Source organism: Neoroseomonas eburnea, from assembly GCF_018129005.1.
GTDB classification, from domain to species: domain Bacteria; phylum Pseudomonadota; class Alphaproteobacteria; order Acetobacterales; family Acetobacteraceae; genus Neoroseomonas; species Neoroseomonas eburnea.
Map to the genome: position 1 here is coordinate 57004 of NZ_JAAEDL010000019.1, position 15652 is coordinate 72655.

A 15652-nucleotide genomic window follows, 5' to 3' on the forward strand; every position below is an offset into this window, starting at 1 on the left:
GGCTCAGTTCCGCCGCTGCTGGCCCTGCGGCTGCGCGGCGCCCTGCCGCGGCGGCTGGGCGGGGCGCTGCTGTGCCGGTTGCTGCGCGGCCGGCGCCGCGCCGGCCGTCTCGGCCGGCAGGTTGACGCTCGGGATCATGCGGTTGAGCTGCGCCGCCACCTCCTCCGTCAGGTCGAAGGGGGGCTCGTTGAAGATCACCAGCGGGCGCGGCAGCACGATGTTCACGCTGCGGCTGCTCGCCACCTGGCGGATGACGACGCCGAGCGCCTGCTCGATCTCGCGCAGCGCGGTCTGCGCGAGCTGCTCGATGTCGCGGGCGCGCTCGCGCAGCACGCGCTGGCTGTCTGTGATGCGGTCCTGGAGTTCACGCTCGCGCGTCCGAAGCTGCTCGGGCGTCAGCGTGGCGCGATCGGTCGCGAGGCGCTGCTGCTCGTCGCGCCAGCGCTGCTGCTCCTGCTGCAGGTCCTCGTTCAGCCGGCCGCGGCGCTGCTCGATCGCTTCGCGCACCTGGGTGAAGGCGGTCGAGACGCGCTGGATCTCCGGCACATCGACGATGCCGATCACGGGGGCCGGCGGCGGCTGGCCCGGCGCCAGCGGAGGCGGAGCCTGTGCCGGGCGTTGTCCCGGCGCCTGTCCGGGCCGCGCCGGCGCCTGGGCCGGCCGCTGCGCCTGTCCCTGCGCCTGGCCGCCCTGGCCCTGCTGGCCGGGGACGAACCACTGCCCCTGCTGTGCTGCCGCAGGAAAGGCGACGAGGGCCACCGCGAGGGCGGCCGGAGCAAAACGGATCATGTCAGGCAACTTCCTGGATCAGAAACGGGTGCCGAAGCCAAGGCGGAAGACCTGCGTCTCGTCGTAGGACTTCTTCACCAGCGCCTGGGCGAGGTCGATGTTGATCAGCCCGATCGGGCTGCGCCACGAGATGCCGACGCCGGCGCCGACACGCGGCGAGGAATCGTCGCGCACGCAGTCCGGTACTGTCGTGGGACAGCCGGAATTGTTCACGCTCGACGGAAGGCCTGAGAGCGAGCCCACGTCGACGAAGGCACGCCCGATGAAGCCGAGTTCGCTCGGCACCGGCAGCGGGAAGCGGAATTCCGCCGAGCTCGTCCACATCACCTGCCCGCCGAGGCTGTCATTGGTCGAGATGTCGCGCGGGCCGGCGCCGCCGAGGGCGAAGCCGCGCAGGTTCTCGCCGCCGAGGAAGAAGCGGTCGACGATGCGGGTGTCGTTGTCGTTATAGGGCTCGAGGTAGCCGCCGCCGGCCGCCAGCACCAGCACGTAGTCCGGGTCGCCGAGCATGCGCTCGAAGGGAATGTAGTACTGCCCGTCGGCGCGCAGGCGCACGTAGTGGACATCGCCGCCGATGCCGGCGAAGTCGGCGCCGACGCGCGCGACATAGCCGCGCCGCGGCTCGATGCGGCTGTCGCGGCGATCATAGGTCAGCGTCGTGGACACCTGGCTCAGCAGGGTCCGGCCTTCCTGCTCCCGCACGAAGCGGGAGGCGTTCTCGTCCACGTCGTAGAGTTCGCGGTCGACCAGCGAGTAGGACCAGGACTGGCGCAGGTGCTCGTTGATCTCGTAGCCCATGCGCAGCGCGAAGCCGGCGCGGCGTTCGCTGTAGCCCGAGGTATCGGTGAGGTCGCGCTGCACCAGGAACACGTCCGCGCCGGCGGCGAGGTTGCGTTCGAGGAACTGCGGGTCGGTCACCGAGATGTCCACCTGGCTGCGGTACTGCGCGAGGGTCAGGTTGACGCGCGCATCGACGCCGGTGCCGAGCAGGTTGCGCTCGCGCAGGCCGATGTCGGCGAGGAAGCCGGCATCGGTCGAGTAGCCGCCGCCGAGGGTGAACTCGCCGGTGGCCCGCTCCGTCACCTGGGTGTTCAGGATCGTCCTGTCGGGGGCCGAGCCCGGCTGGGTGTTGATCTGCACGTCTGAGAAGAAGCCGAGGCTGCGGATGCGGTCGCGCGACCGCCGCACCTGCTGGACCACCAGCGGGTCGCCTTCCGCGAGGCGGAACTCCCGGCGGATCACGCGGTCCTGGGTGCGCGTGTTGCCGGTGATCTCGATGCGCTCGACGAAGGCGCGCGGCCCCTCGCTGATCTCGAAGGTCAGGTCGACGGTGCGCGCGTCCCGGTTCCGCACGACGCGCGGCTCCACACTGGCGAAGGGGAAGCCGCGCGTCCCGAGCAGATCGGTCAGCTCGTTGTCGGCGCGCTCCACCGCGTCGCCGTCGTACCAGTCGCCGACCGAAACCGGGATCTCGCCGCGCACCGTCGCCGGGTCGAGGCCGCGCAGCGTGCTGGTCACGTCGATGCTGCCGATGCGGTACCGCGGCCCTTCGTCGATGGTGTAGGTGATGAAGAAGCCGCTGCGGTCGGGGGCGAGTTCCGCCGTCGCGCCGGTGATCTGCACGTCGGCATAGCCCTGGCGCAGGTAGAAGCGGCGCAGCAGCTCACGGTCGAAGGCGAGGCGGTCCGGGTCGTAGGTGTCGCTGCTCGACAGCAGCCGGTACCAGGCCTGCTCGCGCGTCGCCACGATCTCCTTCAGCCGTCCGTCCGAATAGCTCTCGTTGCCGACGAAGTTGATGCGCGCGACCAGCGCGACCTCACCCTCATTGATCTCGAAGACGACATCGACGCGGTTCTGGTCGAGCTCGATGATCTTGGGCTCCACGGTTGCGCCGAAGCGACCGCGGCGGGCGTAGATCTCGAGGATCCGCTGTCGGTCGGCCTGCGCTGCCGCTGGCGTGAAGACGGCGCGCGGACGAAGCTGCACCTCGCCGCGCAACACGTCGCTGGTGACGCGGCGGTTGCCTTCGAAGCCAACGCGGTTGACGAGCGGGTTCTCGACCACCCGCACGACCACGCGGTTGCCTTCGGGCCGGACCTCGACATCGCGGAACAGCCCGGTCGCGAAGAGCGCCCGCAAGCTGCGGTCGAGCCGGTCGGGATCGGCCGGTTCGCCCGGCTGCACCAGCATGTAGGACCGGATGGTATCGGCCTCGATACGCTGGTTGCCCTGCACCTCGATGGAGGCCACGCGGCCTGGCGCCTGCGCCGAGGACGGGACTGCCAGCACGAGGGCGGCGAGGACGAGCAGGAGGGTGCGCAGCCTGGACAACGAATCGATACCTGATCTTGGGGCTGACGAGGGGGCCGCACACTAACCGAGCCGACCACCCCCCGCCACCCCCGGAGCGCCCCGCGGCAGCCAGCCACGTCCGGAAGGTCGCCGAGGGAGGGTCGCCGATGACGCCCCCAGACGCCGGGCGGCGCCGATCAGGCCGCGCTGGCGTCATGCGGGACACCGGCGGGGCGCCGCCGCCACCCGCACCTCGCGGCCCCGCCCCAAGGCATGCCTTGCGGCGGGTTTTCGTCGATTCCTCATGGGCTTGGCGCCGGCCGCCCACCCCGCCCGACGGCATGCAGGCAGCACGCATCGGCGGTTGCGCTCGGCCGAACTCGGCGCTGCTCCCCCCGACCGACGGCGACGGGTGATTCCCCGCTGGCAAGCCGCGGGCCGCCGCCGTCAACCCACGAGCGAGGCCACCCAGCGGACGATGCCGAGCTGCGTCAGGTCGTTCCAGGTCGCCAGCAGCATCAGCGTCACCAGCAGCGCGAACCCGCCGCGGAACGCATATTCCTGCGCCTGCGCGGTCAGCGGCCGGCCGCGAATCGCCTCCGCCGCATAGAAGACCAGATGCCCGCCATCCAGGATCGGGATGGGGAACAGGTTGATCAGCGCGAGGTTCACCGACAGCAGCGCGATGAAGGTGATGAGCGAGACCACCCCCATCTCCGCGACCTCGCCCGACAATTGCGCGATGCGCAGCGGGCCGCCGATTTCCTCCGCGCCGCGGGCGCCGGAGATCATCTGCCACACCCCCTGCAGCGTCTGGCCAGAGACCGACACCATGTGCCAGGTGCCGGCGACCACCGCGCTCACCGGGTCGAGGCGCTCGCGCTCGATCGCCCCGCCGGTGATGCCGAGCATGCCGCGCCCGTCATCCGGCCGCACGGCCGGCGTGGCGATGACCTTCACCTCGGCCTCGCCGCGCCGCAGCAGCACCTCGACCGGCTGGTTCGCACGCGACTGGATGTGGCGCTGCAACTCCTCGAACCGCGCCACCGGCTCCCCGTCCAGGCCGATGATCCGATCCCCGGGGAGGATGCCCGCCCGCTCCGCGGCGGACCCGGCCACCACCGTCTGCACCGCCGTCGAGCCCATCGGCCGCCCGTAGGTCGCGAAGACAAGGGCAAACAGCACCGCCGCCAGCAGGAAATTGAAGGCCGGGCCGGCGAAGACGACGATCGCCCGGTCGCCGACGCTCTTTTCGTGGAAGGCCTCGCCCGGCCGGTAGGTGCCGGGTTCGGGTGCCGCGTCGCCGGCATGCTCCATCCCGTGCATCTTCACGTAGCCGCCGAGCGGCATCCAGCCGATGCGCCATTCGCAGCCCCGCCTGTCGTGCCAGGACGCGATCGCGCGGCCGAAGCCGATCGAGAAGCGCTCCACATGCACGCCGCGCCAGCGCGCCGCGAGATAGTGGCCGAGTTCATGCACGAAGATGAGCACCCCGAGCACCACCAGGAAGGCGAGGATGGTGCGGAAGGGGTCGGGCAGGAGATCCATGGGGGTCCGTTCCAGATGGGGCAGCGCGCCGTCAGGCGGCCGCCCGTTCCGCGGCGATCCTCGCCGCCTCGTCTCGTGCCGCGCCGTCGAGCGCCAGGATGGCCGCGAGATCCTCCGCCGCCGGCGCACCGAGCCGCGCCAGGGTTTCCTCGACGACCGCGGCGATCTCCAGGAAGCCGAGGCGCCGGTCGAGGAACATCCCGACCGCCGTCTCGTTCGCGGCATTCAATATGGTGGTCGCCCCACCCCCCGCCCGCAAGGCCTCCCGCGCCAACCGCAGCGCCGGGAAGCGCACCGGGTCGGGGGCGAAGAAGTCGAGCCGCCCGAGGCCGACGAGGTCCAGCCGCGGCACCGAGGCCGCCATGCGCGCCGGCCAGGCCAGGGCATGGGCGATCGGCGTACGCATGTCCGGCGTGCCGAGCTGCGCCATCACCGACCCGTCCGCGTACTGCACCAGCCCGTGCACGGTGGACTGGGGGTGGACGAGCACCTCGACGCGCTCCTCCGGCACGGGGAAGAGGCGGACGGCCTCGATCAGTTCCAGCCCCTTGTTCATCATGGTGGCGGAATCGATCGAGATCTTTGCCCCCATGGACCAGACGGGGTGCTTCACCGCGGCGTCCGGGGTTACGCCGGCCATGTCGGCCAGCGACATGGTGCGGAAGGGACCGCCGGAGGCGGTCAGCACGATCTTCTCGACCGTCGCGTAGGGATCCGCCCCGGCACCGCGGGAGGCGAGGGCCTGGAAGATGGCATTGTGCTCGGAATCGACCGGCAGCAGCGTGGCGCCGGCGGCGCGCGCGGTGGCGAGCACGATCTGCCCGGCGCAGACCAGGCTTTCCTTGTTGGCCAGCGCCAGCACCCCGCCGCGCGCGAGGGCGGCGAGCGTCGCCGGCAGCCCCGCGGCGCCGACGATCGCCGCCATGGTCCAGTCCACCGGCCGCGCCGCGGCCGCGACCACCGCCTCCGGCCCCGCCGCCGCCTCGACGCCCGATCCGGCCAGGGCGTCCTTCAGGGCGCCGTAGCAGCCGTGATCCGCCACCACCGCCAGCCGCGCGCCGAGCCGCCGCGCCTGAGCCGCCAGCCCGACCGCGTCACGATTGGCGACCAGCGCCTCGATCCGGTAGGCGCCCGGCGGCGCTTCCGCGATCAGCGCGACGGTGCTGCACCCGACCGAACCCGTGCTGCCGAGGATGGTGACGCTGCGGCTCATCGCCAGAGGGGTTGGCCCTGTCCGAGCACAAAGGCAAGCAGGGCCGCGACCGGCGCCGCCGCGATCACGCCGTCCAGCCGGTCGAGCAGCCCGCCATGGCCGGGGATCAGGCTCGAGGTGTCCTTCACGTCGAAACGGCGCTTGATCCAGGATTCCAGAAGGTCACCGGCCTGCGCCATGACCCCCAGCATGGCGGCGACCGCCGCCGCGCGGGATGCGCCGCCGGGGGCGAGTGCCGCCGCCACCGCGACGCCGACCAGGATCGCCGCCGCGAGTCCGCCCACCGCGCCGGACCAGGTCTTGTTGGGCGAGACGGCCGGTGCGAGCTTCGGCCCGCCGAAGGTACGCCCGGCCATATAGGCGCCGATGTCGGACGCCCAGACCACCAGCAACAGGAACAGCACATTGGCCCGCCCGGCCTGGTTGTCGTGCCGCAGCTCGATCAGCGCGATGCCGGCGATGCCGATGTAGAGCACGCCCGCCGCCAGCCACCCCGCCGGCTGGCCCGGCCGGTCCGGCCCGCGCATGCGCGCCGCCGCCCACCAGGTCAGCCCCCAGCCGACCAGCAGCGCGGCCAGGCCCGCGCGCACATGCCCGGCCACCGCCAGGACGCCCGAGGCAAGCACGGCCACGGGCACCGCCATGCCGGGCAGCGCCCGCGTGCTGAGGCCGCAGAGATGCACCCATTCCCAGGTCAGCAGGGCGACCGCGATGGCGATCAGCATCGTCCACGGCTCCGCCCCGAGCCAGACGCAGGCGAGCGCCGCCGGCCCCAGCACCAGGGCGGAGAGGAAGCGTTTGCGCAGGTCCCGCCAACGCTTGGGCCCGGCGCCCGGCAGGGCGGCCTCGCTCAGGGCCGCGCCCCGAAGCGGCGCTCGCGGCCGCGGAAATCCGCCACCGCCGCCGCCAGGTGCTCGGCGCCGTAGTCCGGCCACAGCACGTCCTGGAAGACGAACTCGGCATAGGCGGCCTGCCAGAGCAGGAAGTTCGACAGCCGCTGCTCGCCGGAGGTGCGGATGATGAGGTCGGGGTCCGGCATGCCCGCCGTGTGCAGCAGGCCGCCGAAGGTCGCCTCGTCGAGCGCCTCCGGCTTAAGGCGGCCTTCAGCCACCGCCCGCGCCGCGGCGCGCGCGGCCGCCACGATCTCGTCCCGCGCGCCGTAGGAGAGCGCGACATTGAGGTTCAGCCGCGTGCCGCCGGCGGTCTCCTCCTCCGCCGCGCGTATGGCGCGGACCATCTCCGGGCCGAAGCGCTCGAAGTCGCCGATGACGCGCAGGCGGACGCCTTCCTTGACCAGATTCGCCACCTCGACCCGGAGGTAGAGCCGCAGCAGGCCGGTCAAGGCCGACACCTCCTCGATGGGACGGCGCCAGTTCTCGGAGGAGAAGGCGAACAGCGTCAGCCAGGAAACGCCGAGTTCGCCCGCCGCCTCCACGGCACGGCGCACGGCCTCGGCCCCGGCCTTGTGGCCGAGCGCCACCGGCAGGCCGCGCCGCTGCGCCCAGCGGCGGTTGCCGTCCATGATGATCGCGATGTGCAGCGGCCCCTCGGCAGGGGAAGCGGGCAGGCGTGCGGGCTCGGGTGCGGCGCTCATGCCGCTTCCGTCCTCGACCGCCAGGCCTCCACCGGGCACCCCTGCAAGCTGACCTCCGATCCTGCCTGGCGGGGCCGAAGCCGCGCCCGGATACGCCCCCCGCGGTCCGCAGCGGCCTCAGACCGTGCGGATATCCTTTTCCTTCTCGGCGAGCACGGCGTCCACCTGCTTCACGTACTGGTCCGTGAGCTTCTGGATCTCGTCCTCGGCGCGCTTGGCCTCGTCCTCGCTGACCTCGTGCTTCTTGTCCCAGCCCTTGACCTGCTCCATGCCGTCGCGGCGCACACCGCGGATCGCAACGCGGGTCTGCTCGGCGTAGCGCGCGGCGGCCTTGGCGAGCTCGTTGCGGCGCTCGGCCGTCAGCGGCGGCAGCGGCACGCGGATGACCTGTCCCTCGGCCTGCGGATTGAGGCCGAGATTGGCCTCGCGGATCGCGCTCTCGACCGCCTTGGACAGCGCCTTGTCCCAAACCTGCACGGACAGCAGGCCCGGGCCGGCGACCGAGATGTTCGCCACCTGGTTCAGCGGCGTGACCGAGCCATAGGCCTCGACCCGGATGGGTTCGAGCAGGGCGGGGCTCGCGCGGCCGGTGCGCAGGCCGGCGAATTCCTTCTTCAGTGTTTCCATCGCGCCATCCATGCGGCGCGTCAGGTCCTGCTTCAGGGCCTTGAAGTCGGCGGCCATGGGCCCCTCCCCTTCACTGCTGGTCTTCGTGGACGGTGGTGAAGCGGCCCTCGCCCTTCATCACCGCGGTGAAGGCGCCGGGCTCGTGGATGTTGAAGACGACGATCGGCAGCCTGTTCTCGCGCGCCAGGCTGATCGCGGCAGCGTCCATCACCGCGAGGTCGCGCGCCAGCATGTCGAGATAGGTCAGCGTGACGTAGCGTTCGGCGTTGGGGTTCTTGCGCGGGTCGGCCGAATAGACGCCGTCCACCTGCGTGCCCTTGAGCATCGCGTCGCAGCCCATCTCGGCCGCGCGCAGGGCGGCCGCGGTGTCGGTGGTGAAGAAGGGGTTGCCCGTGCCGGCGGCGAATATCACGACGCGGCCCTTTTCCATGTGCCGCACGGCGCGGCGGCGGATGAAGGGCTCGCAGACCGAGGTCATCGGGATGGCGCTCTGCACCCGGGTCGAGACACCGACCTTCTCGAGCGCCGACTGCATGGCCAGCGCGTTCATCACGGTGGCGAGCATGCCGATCGAATCGGCCTGGGCACGGTCCATCCCCGTCGCGGCGCCGGCGACGCCGCGGAAGATGTTCCCTCCGCCGATCACGAGGCAGACCTCGACGTCGAGATCCACCACGCCTTTCACATCCTCCGCGATCCGGCGGCAGACGGCGGTGTCGAGGCCGTAGTCCCGGCTGCCCATCAGGGCCTCCCCGGACACCTTGAGCAGGACGCGCTTGTAGATGGGCTTCTCGCTCATGCGCGGGGATCGCGTTTCCAGGCTGGATGTGACGGGCGCGGCACCATACTGGCCGCGCCCGGGAGGCGACAATAAGGCGCTTCGGGCGGGATGACCCGTCCCGAAAGGCTTCAGCCCTGGCCGGCGGCCGCGGCGACCTCGGCCGCGAAGTCGGAGACCTGCTTCTCGATGCCCTCGCCGAGCTGGAAGCGGGCGAAGCCGGCGAGGTTCGCGCCCGCCTTCTTGACCACTTCCTTCACGCGGCTCTCGCCGTCATGCACCCAGACCTGCTCGAGCAGCACCACTTCCTCGTAGTACTTGCGGATGCGGCCCTCGACCATCTTCTGGATGACCGCGTCCGGCTTGCCGGAAGCCTTCGCCTGCTCGGTCAGCACGGCCTTCTCGCGGTCGAGCGCGGCGGGATCGACCACCGAGACGTCCAGCGCCTCGGGGCGGGCGGCGGCGACATGCATGCCGATCTGGCGGCCGAGCGTCTCCATGACCGAGGCCTCGGAGGAGCCCTCGAGCGCGACGAGCACGCCGATCTTGCCGAGGCCAGGCTTCACCGCGGAGTGGACGTAGGTCGCCACCGCGCCTTCGTTCACATGCAGGCGCTTCGCCCGGCGGATCGTCATGTTCTCGCCGATGGTGGCGATCAGGTGGGTGAGCTGCTCGGCGACCGTGCGGCGCGTCGTGCCGCCCTCGACCAGGTCCATCGAGCCGGGCCAGCGGGCGTTCTTCAGCTTCTCGACATCGTCGCCGACGGTCAGCACCAGCTCCGCCACGGTCGCGACGAAGTTCTGGAACAGCTCGTTGCGGGCGACGAAGTCGGTCTCGGCGTTGACCTCGACCATCGCGGCGGTGCGCGGGGCGGAGGCGACGCCGATCAGGCCCTCGGCGGCGACTCGGCCGGACTTCTTGGCCGCGGCCGAGAGGCCCTTCTTGCGCAGCCAGTCGATCGCGGCCTCCATATCGCCGGCCGCTTCAACCAGCGCCTTCTTGCAGTCCATCATGCCCGCGCCGGTCTTCTCGCGCAGGTCGCGGACCATCGCCGCAGTGATCTCGGCCATCGGAATGCTCCGTGGTTGCCAGTGGAGGAGAAGGAACCGGGGCCGCGCGGGCCCCGGCAGGACAGGCTCAGGCCTGCGGCGCTTCGGGCGCGGCCTCGACCGGGGCTTCCGGCAGGGCTTCCGGCAGGACCTCGGGCACCAGTTCCTCGGCCGCGCCCACATCGACGCCGGAGGCCTGGAGCTCGGCCGAGATGCCGTCCAGCACCGCGGAGGCGACCATGTCGCAGTACAGCGTGATGGCGCGGATCGCGTCGTCATTGCCCGGGATCGGGTAGGTCACGCCCGCGGGGTCGGCGTTGGAGTCGACCACGGCGATGACGGGGATGCCGAGCTTGTTGGCCTCCTCGATCGCCAGCTTCTCCTTCACCGTGTCGATCACGAAGATGATGTCGGGCAGGCCGCCCATCTCCTTGATGCCGCCCAGCGCGCGCTCGAGCTTCTCCTTGTCGCGCGTCAGCATCAGGACTTCCTTCTTCGTCAGGCCGGCGGTGTCGCCACCCAGACGCTCGTCCATCTGCTTCAGGCGCTTGATCGAGCCCGTGATCGTCTTCCAGTTGGTCAGCATGCCGCCGAGCCAGCGGTGGTTGACGTAATACTGGCCGCAGCGCGTCGCGGCTTCCGCCACGTAGTCGGCCGCCGCCTTCTTGGTGCCGACGAACAGGACGCGGCCGCCGGCGGCGACGGTGTCGCGCACGGCGCGCAGCGCGCGCTCCATCATCGGGACGGTCTGCTGCAGGTCCAGGATGTGGACCTGGTTGCGCACCCCGAAGATGTAGGGGGCCATGCGGGGGTTCCAGCGGCGCGTATGGTGGCCGAAATGGACGCCCGCCTCGAGCAGGGCACGCAGCGTGACTTCGCGCATCGCCATGGGGCGATTCTCCTTCCTGTAGTCCGGTTGAGCCTCCGCGGCGCATCCCCCGTTGCCGGGGACCGGACCCTGCCTGGGATCAGAAAGGGCGCGCCGCGTGCGGATTTGCCGGGCGGGGTCGCCCCCGACCGGCGGGCGGGATATGCCCCAGGGCGAGGACCGAGGCAAGGGGCCGGCAGGCCGCGGCCGGGCTCGCCCCTCCCTCGCCCGGCCGGGGTCGGCCGAAAACTTTGTTCGTCGCCGGTTGGCCGCGGAGGCGGCGCTCACCCTAGGCAGGCGGCATGGACAGCACGCCGGACAACCCGCCGCCCCGGCCGGCATCGGCGCCGCCGGCGCGGGAAGCCGCCTATGTGCCCGAGATCGACGCCCTGCGGGGCCTCGCGATGACGGCCGTCGTCGCCTTCCACGCCGGCATCCTGCCCTTCGGCTGGATGGGTGTCTGGGTCTTCTATGTCATCTCCGGCTTCGCCGTGACGACATCCTGGCTCAGCCAGCGGCCGGCCGCGACTCCCTACCTGGCCTGGCGGGACTTCACCCTGCGGCGCGCGCGGCGGATCTGGCCGGTCTATTTCGCCTATCTCGCGGTCGCCACGGTCTGGCTGATCGCCACCGGCCACACGGTCGCGCTCGCCGACCTGCCCTGGCTCGCGACCTTCAGCTTCAACATGCGCATGATCCTGACGGAGTACTCCGACGCGACGGGATGGACCGGCTTCAGCCATCTGTGGACCCTGTCCATCGAACAGCAGTTCTACCTGGTGCTGCCGCTGATCATGCTGCTCGGCACCCGTCGCGCCATCGTCGCCGCGCTGGTCGCGCTGATGCTGGTGGCCCCGCTGATCCGCCTTGGTGCCGCCGCCCTCGCCCTGGACGCAGGATGGGGTCCCGGGCGCGCGGCCTTCGCCGCCTATGCCTTCGCCCCCGGCCATTTCGACGCCTTCGCCGCCGGCGCCATCATCGCCCTGTTCCGCGACGCGATCCGCCTGCGCCCCTGGATCGCCGAGCGCGTCCTGCTCCTCGCGGCGGCGGCCGCCACGCTCCATGTCGGCGCCTTCCTCGCGATCGGGCTGGCACGGTCCGGGCCGGGGATCGAGGCGCTGCGCAACATCGTCTCCGGCATCATGTTCGGCGAGGGGCGCGAGGCGACGGCCTACTACATCCCCACCACCGCCGCGGCGGCAGTGATCCTCGCGATCCTCACCGGCCGTCGCTGGGCATTGCTGCCGTGCCGCAGCGCCACGCTCCAGGCCATCGGCCGGGTGTCCTACGGCGGCTACCTGTTTCATCTGCCCGTGATGATGATGCTGCATTCCCCCGCGCTGGGCCTGCCCCTGAGAGGAACTGGGGGGCGCATCCTTCTCTTCCTGCTCGCCATGGCGATCGTGGTGCCGCTCGCCTGGGCCTCGCATCGGTGGTTCGAGACGCGATTCCTCAAGCCGCGCCCCAAGGCATCCGGCGGTTTGCCGATCGAGGGCCTGCGCAGCGCGACCCCAGGCTGAGACCGTCCGCGGCGGCGGAACGGCGCCCCGGTGCCGGGCGCCGAGATCCTGGCGCTCGCCGTACCGGCAGCGGGCACGGAGATTCTTTCGTGAAGATGCCGTGCGGGGCCGTGACGGCGCTTCCGCCCGGCGCCATCAAGCGAAGCCATGGACACCATCGCCCGACATATCCTCGACCTGTCCCGCCGGCACATGCTGCGCGGCGCCACCGGGCTCGCCGCCCTCGCCGCGCTGGCGCCGGCCGCCGGCCGCGCCCAGGACCAGCCGGCCTTCCGCGGCTATCCCTTCACCCTCGGCGTGGCGAGCGGAGACCCGGCACCGGATGGCTTCGTCCTGTGGACGCGCCTGGCGCCGGAGCCGCTGCAGCCCGATGGCGGCATGGCGCACGCCGCCCTGCAGGTCGGCTGGGAAGTGGCGGAGGACGAGCGCTTCATGCGCATCGCCGCCAGCGGCACGGCGATTGCCCGGCCGGAGCTCGCCCACGCCGTCCATGTCGAGGTCGCCGGCCTGGCGCCGGGCCGGCCGTTCTTCTACCGCTTCCGCGCCGGGACGGAGGTCAGCCGCGTCGGCCGGGCCCGCACCGCGCCGGCCGCCGGCGCCGCCCCTGCCCGGCTGCGCTTCGTCACCGCCGGCTGCCAGCACTATGAGCACGGCCACTTCACCGCCTGGGCGCATGTCGCTGCGGAGCAGGAACTCGACTTCGTCTTCCACTATGGGGACTACATCTACGAATACCGCGGCCGGGCACCGGGCCAGCCGGGCTGGGGGCCGCGCGTGCGACAGCACCTGGGGGAGGAGATCATGTCCCTCCCCGACTACCGGCTGCGGTATGCGCAGTACCGCGCCGACCCCGACCTCCAGGCGGCGCATGCGGCGCATCCCTTCCTCGTCAGCTACGACGACCACGAGGTGGACAACAACTGGGCCGGCGAGATCAGCGAGGAGAACGGCCGCGGCCGCTTCCCCGTCTCCGTGCCGCCGGAGGTCTTCGTGCTGCGCAAGGCCGCCGCCTTCCAGGCCTGGTACGAGCACATGCCGGTCCGCCGCGCCGCCATCCCGCGCGGGCCGGACATCACCGCCTATCGGCGGCTCGATTTCGGGACGATGGCGCGGGTGCACGTCCTCGACACCCGCCAGTTCCGCGACGACCAGCCCTGCGGCGACGGCGCGAAGCCGGCCTGTCCGGAGGTGTTCCGGCCGGAGGCGCAGATGCTGGGCGCCGCCCAGGAAAGCTGGCTGCTGGAGGGGCTGACGGATAGCCCGGCGCGGTGGAACATCCTCGCGCAACAGGTGCCGATGATGCGGCGCGAATTGCGCGGTGGCGGCATCTCGATGGACAAGTGGGACGCCTACCCGGCGGCGCGGCAGCGGCTGCTGGATGGGCTCGCGGAGCGGCGCACGCCGAACCCGGTGGTACTGTCCGGCGACGTGCATGTCGCGCTGGCGTCGACGATCCGGCAGCGGCCGGAGGATGCCGGCAGCGCACCCGTGGCGACGGAGTTCACCGCGACCTCCATCACCAGCGAGGGCGACGGCGCGGAAATGACGCCCGCCGGCGAGGAGATCCTGCGCCGCAACCCGGATATCGCGCTGTTCCACGCACGACGGGGCTACTGCGTCAGCGAGGCCGAGGCGTCACGCATGACGACGGAGTTCGTGGCACTGCCCTTCGTGACGCGGGCGGAGGCGCCACGGCAGACGGCGGCGAAGCTGGTGATCGAGGCAGGGCGCGCAGGGGTGCAGCAGGGATAGAAGACCGGGGGAGGAGAACCTCCCCCGAACCCCCTCCCTTCTTTGGCTTTTGGGAACTGACGGCCGAAGTCAGTTCCCAGGTGCCAAAGAAGGTTGAGGGGGGTTCGGGGGGAGAAGTTCCCTTCTCCCCCCGCCTACGACCCCACCTTCAGCGTGCTGGTCAGCCCCCGAAGGCACGCCACGATCGACAGCGGCGTGATCTTCCCGGTCCGCGGGTTTTCTTCCGAGGGCACGTTCTCGATCGTCATGGTCAGCCGGGCGGCGGCGGCCTCGACGCGGATGGTGTGGGTGTTCCGCGTCACGCCGGGGTCGGCCCAGATCTCGACCATGGTGCGTTCCGGCCCGATGCCGGCCAGCGCCAGCGCGGCGGCGACGTTGACGTTGGCGGGGAAGCCCTGCGCCGCGTCGAAGGCATTGCCCTTGAAGACGCGCGTCGCAGTGGTGATGGCGCCGACGTCGATGCCGTGCAGCTTCAGGTAGGGCGCGCCTTCCAGCCCGCGCGGCGGCTTGCGCGTCTCGATGGTGACGCTCTCCACCTCGCCCTCCGCGGCGGCACGGACGGCATCGAGGCCGAGCAGCGCGCCGGTCGGCACGATGATCCGGGCGCCGGTCTGCTTCGCAAGCCCGACCAGGTGCATCCGCGGCAGCAGCGCGCCGACGCTGGACGGGACGAAGATGCGTCCGGCCTCGATCGCGGCGGCGGCGATCTCCTCGAAGACGGCGGCGGGGGCGGCCTCGACCACGATGTCGCAGGCCGCGAGCTCGGCATTGGAGACGAGCATCGGGGACGCCCTGAAGCCGGCGATCTTGGCCTGCGCCTTCTTCAGGTCGCGCGCGCTGACCGCGGCGAGGCGAAGCCCTTCCACCCCGGCATCCAGCGTGCGCGCGAGATGCAGCCCGATCGCCCCGAGCCCCGCAATGCCGACCGTCAGTGCCTGCGCCATGCGCCCCTCCGCCTGATGAAGGCGGGCGGTAGCACAGGGCGGGCGGGAAGTCAGGCCGGTGCGGCGTCGAGCCGCCGCCGCGACAAGGCCCCGGAGATGGCGACACCGAGCCACAGCGCGCCGACCACCGCCCTGACGATGCGCCGCGCGTCGTCCTGGTCCGGCAGCGCGGCGAGCCCGAAATTCCCGAGGCCCAGGACCAGGCCGATCCAGAAGAACATGGTGAGCTGGCGGCGGTACTGCCGGCGGAACTCCTCGGGCGTGCCCTTGTGCTTCGGGCGCACCCAGCCGCCCGCGACCTTGCGCGTCTCGATCGGCATCCAGACGATCAGGATCGCCGCCCCGATCAACGCGATCAGTTCCAGCATGCCACGCCCTCCCGGCTTCGGCGCGACCCGGCCGCCGCGCGCTGGTCCTTCTTGTATCGGGCAGCGGGCGGCGATGCGACCGGAGGATCGCCACCGAAGGCCCGGTTCAGGACGGCCCGCCGATCATCCGAGCATGTGCGCAACACGAAGGCGCAGGTGCCGCGGTTACCGGCGTGGCCCCGCCGCCGCGCACCGATGCGGCGCGGCGCCTCGGCGCTTTATGCCAGCGGTGCGAGTTCATGACTCGTGCCGAGCCCGCGACGGGCACCCGGTCACGTTGGCTTGCAACGTGACCGGGGATCCGGAATGC

At 71.6% G+C, this 15652-nt stretch carries 14 protein-coding genes; 2 read left to right on the forward strand and 12 right to left on the reverse strand.

Annotation, left to right across the window (positions count from 1 at the left end; translation table 11 throughout):
* Nucleotides 1–3 precede the first annotated feature (3 nt).
* The 10 genes from GXW74_RS18370 to rpsB all read right to left on the reverse strand — a co-directional run bounded on the left by GXW74_RS18370 (nt 4) and on the right by rpsB (nt 10779).
* Nucleotides 4–789, reverse strand: coding sequence for an OmpH family outer membrane protein (locus GXW74_RS18370; RefSeq protein WP_211847995.1), 786 nt, complete (start codon nt 787–789; stop codon nt 4–6).
* Between the two features lie 18 nt (nt 790–807).
* Complete coding sequence (gene bamA / locus GXW74_RS18375; protein ID WP_246523631.1) at nt 808–3120, reverse strand: outer membrane protein assembly factor BamA; 2313 nt, start codon at nt 3118–3120, stop codon at nt 808–810.
* Between the two features lie 408 nt (nt 3121–3528).
* Nucleotides 3529–4629 carry an RIP metalloprotease RseP gene (gene rseP, locus GXW74_RS18380; RefSeq protein WP_211847996.1) on the reverse strand — a complete coding sequence of 367 codons (1101 nt, stop codon included), beginning with the start codon at nt 4627–4629 and terminating at the stop codon, nt 3529–3531.
* 31 nt (nt 4630–4660) lie between these two features.
* A complete protein-coding gene (dxr, locus tag GXW74_RS18385; RefSeq protein ID WP_211847997.1) occupies nt 4661–5842 on the reverse strand; it encodes a 1-deoxy-D-xylulose-5-phosphate reductoisomerase in 1182 nt (393 codons plus the stop codon).
* A complete protein-coding gene (locus tag GXW74_RS18390) occupies nt 5839–6777 on the reverse strand; it encodes a phosphatidate cytidylyltransferase (RefSeq protein WP_408903880.1) in 939 nt (312 codons plus the stop codon). The genes dxr and GXW74_RS18390 overlap by 4 nt, the downstream gene beginning before the upstream one ends.
* On the reverse strand, nt 6693–7436 hold the full coding sequence (gene uppS, locus GXW74_RS18395) for a polyprenyl diphosphate synthase (RefSeq protein WP_211847998.1): 744 nt from the start codon (nt 7434–7436) through the stop codon (nt 6693–6695). Before uppS ends, GXW74_RS18390 begins: the two co-directional genes overlap by 85 nt.
* A 117-nt stretch (nt 7437–7553) precedes the next feature.
* Nucleotides 7554–8120 (reverse strand): ribosome recycling factor, encoded by a 567-nt coding sequence (gene frr, locus GXW74_RS18400; protein ID WP_211847999.1) that lies wholly within the window; start codon nt 8118–8120, stop codon nt 7554–7556.
* A 13-nt stretch (nt 8121–8133) separates the two neighbouring features.
* Complete coding sequence (gene pyrH / locus GXW74_RS18405) at nt 8134–8862, reverse strand: UMP kinase (protein WP_211848000.1); 729 nt, start codon at nt 8860–8862, stop codon at nt 8134–8136.
* Between the two features lie 110 nt (nt 8863–8972).
* Nucleotides 8973–9911, reverse strand: a complete 939-nt coding sequence (gene tsf, locus GXW74_RS18410) for a translation elongation factor Ts (RefSeq protein ID WP_211848001.1) — start codon at nt 9909–9911, stop codon at nt 8973–8975.
* 67 nt (nt 9912–9978) lie between these two features.
* The gene (gene rpsB, locus GXW74_RS18415; RefSeq protein ID WP_211848002.1) at nt 9979–10779 is read right to left on the reverse strand and encodes a 30S ribosomal protein S2; all 801 of its coding nucleotides are present in this window, start codon (nt 10777–10779) and stop codon (nt 9979–9981) included.
* A gap of 281 nt (nt 10780–11060) precedes the next feature.
* Between rpsB and GXW74_RS18420 the strand changes: the two genes are divergently transcribed.
* Nucleotides 11061–12278, forward strand: a complete 1218-nt coding sequence (locus tag GXW74_RS18420) for an acyltransferase family protein (RefSeq protein ID WP_211848003.1) — start codon at nt 11061–11063, stop codon at nt 12276–12278.
* Between the two features lie 147 nt (nt 12279–12425).
* Nucleotides 12426–14030: an alkaline phosphatase D family protein gene (locus GXW74_RS18425; protein ID WP_211848004.1), complete on the forward strand. Its 1605-nt coding sequence runs from the start codon at nt 12426–12428 to the stop codon at nt 14028–14030.
* Between the two features lie 134 nt (nt 14031–14164).
* On the opposite strand, the gene GXW74_RS18430 is transcribed toward GXW74_RS18425, so the two are convergent.
* Both GXW74_RS18430 and GXW74_RS18435 read right to left on the reverse strand, forming a co-directional pair.
* Entirely contained in the window at nt 14165–14974 is an 810-nt protein-coding gene (locus GXW74_RS18430; protein WP_211848005.1) for an aspartate dehydrogenase, read from the reverse strand.
* A gap of 50 nt (nt 14975–15024) precedes the next feature.
* Nucleotides 15025–15342, reverse strand: coding sequence for a hypothetical protein (locus tag GXW74_RS18435; RefSeq protein WP_211848006.1), 318 nt, complete (start codon nt 15340–15342; stop codon nt 15025–15027).
* Nucleotides 15343–15652 lie beyond the last annotated feature (310 nt).

Excerpts from the sequence above, each read along its gene's own strand:
- GXW74_RS18370 (WP_211847995.1), bottom strand. The coding sequence starts at position 789 with ATGATCCGTTTTGCTCCGGCCGCCCTCGCGGTGGCCCTCGTCGCCTTT.
- rseP (WP_211847996.1), bottom strand. The coding sequence starts at position 4,629 with ATGGATCTCCTGCCCGACCCCTTCCGCACCATCCTCGCCTTCCTGGTG.
- dxr (WP_211847997.1), bottom strand. The coding sequence starts at position 5,842 with ATGAGCCGCAGCGTCACCATCCTCGGCAGCACGGGTTCGGTCGGGTGC.
- uppS (WP_211847998.1), bottom strand. The coding sequence starts at position 7,436 with ATGAGCGCCGCACCCGAGCCCGCACGCCTGCCCGCTTCCCCTGCCGAG.
- frr (WP_211847999.1), bottom strand. The coding sequence starts at position 8,120 with ATGGCCGCCGACTTCAAGGCCCTGAAGCAGGACCTGACGCGCCGCATG.
- pyrH (WP_211848000.1), bottom strand. The coding sequence starts at position 8,862 with ATGAGCGAGAAGCCCATCTACAAGCGCGTCCTGCTCAAGGTGTCCGGG.
- tsf (WP_211848001.1), bottom strand. The coding sequence starts at position 9,911 with ATGGCCGAGATCACTGCGGCGATGGTCCGCGACCTGCGCGAGAAGACC.
- rpsB (WP_211848002.1), bottom strand. The coding sequence starts at position 10,779 with ATGGCGATGCGCGAAGTCACGCTGCGTGCCCTGCTCGAGGCGGGCGTC.
- GXW74_RS18420 (WP_211848003.1), top strand. The coding sequence starts at position 11,061 with ATGGACAGCACGCCGGACAACCCGCCGCCCCGGCCGGCATCGGCGCCG.
- GXW74_RS18425 (WP_211848004.1), top strand. The coding sequence starts at position 12,426 with ATGGACACCATCGCCCGACATATCCTCGACCTGTCCCGCCGGCACATG.
- GXW74_RS18430 (WP_211848005.1), bottom strand. The coding sequence starts at position 14,974 with ATGGCGCAGGCACTGACGGTCGGCATTGCGGGGCTCGGGGCGATCGGG.
- GXW74_RS18435 (WP_211848006.1), bottom strand. The coding sequence starts at position 15,342 with ATGCTGGAACTGATCGCGTTGATCGGGGCGGCGATCCTGATCGTCTGG.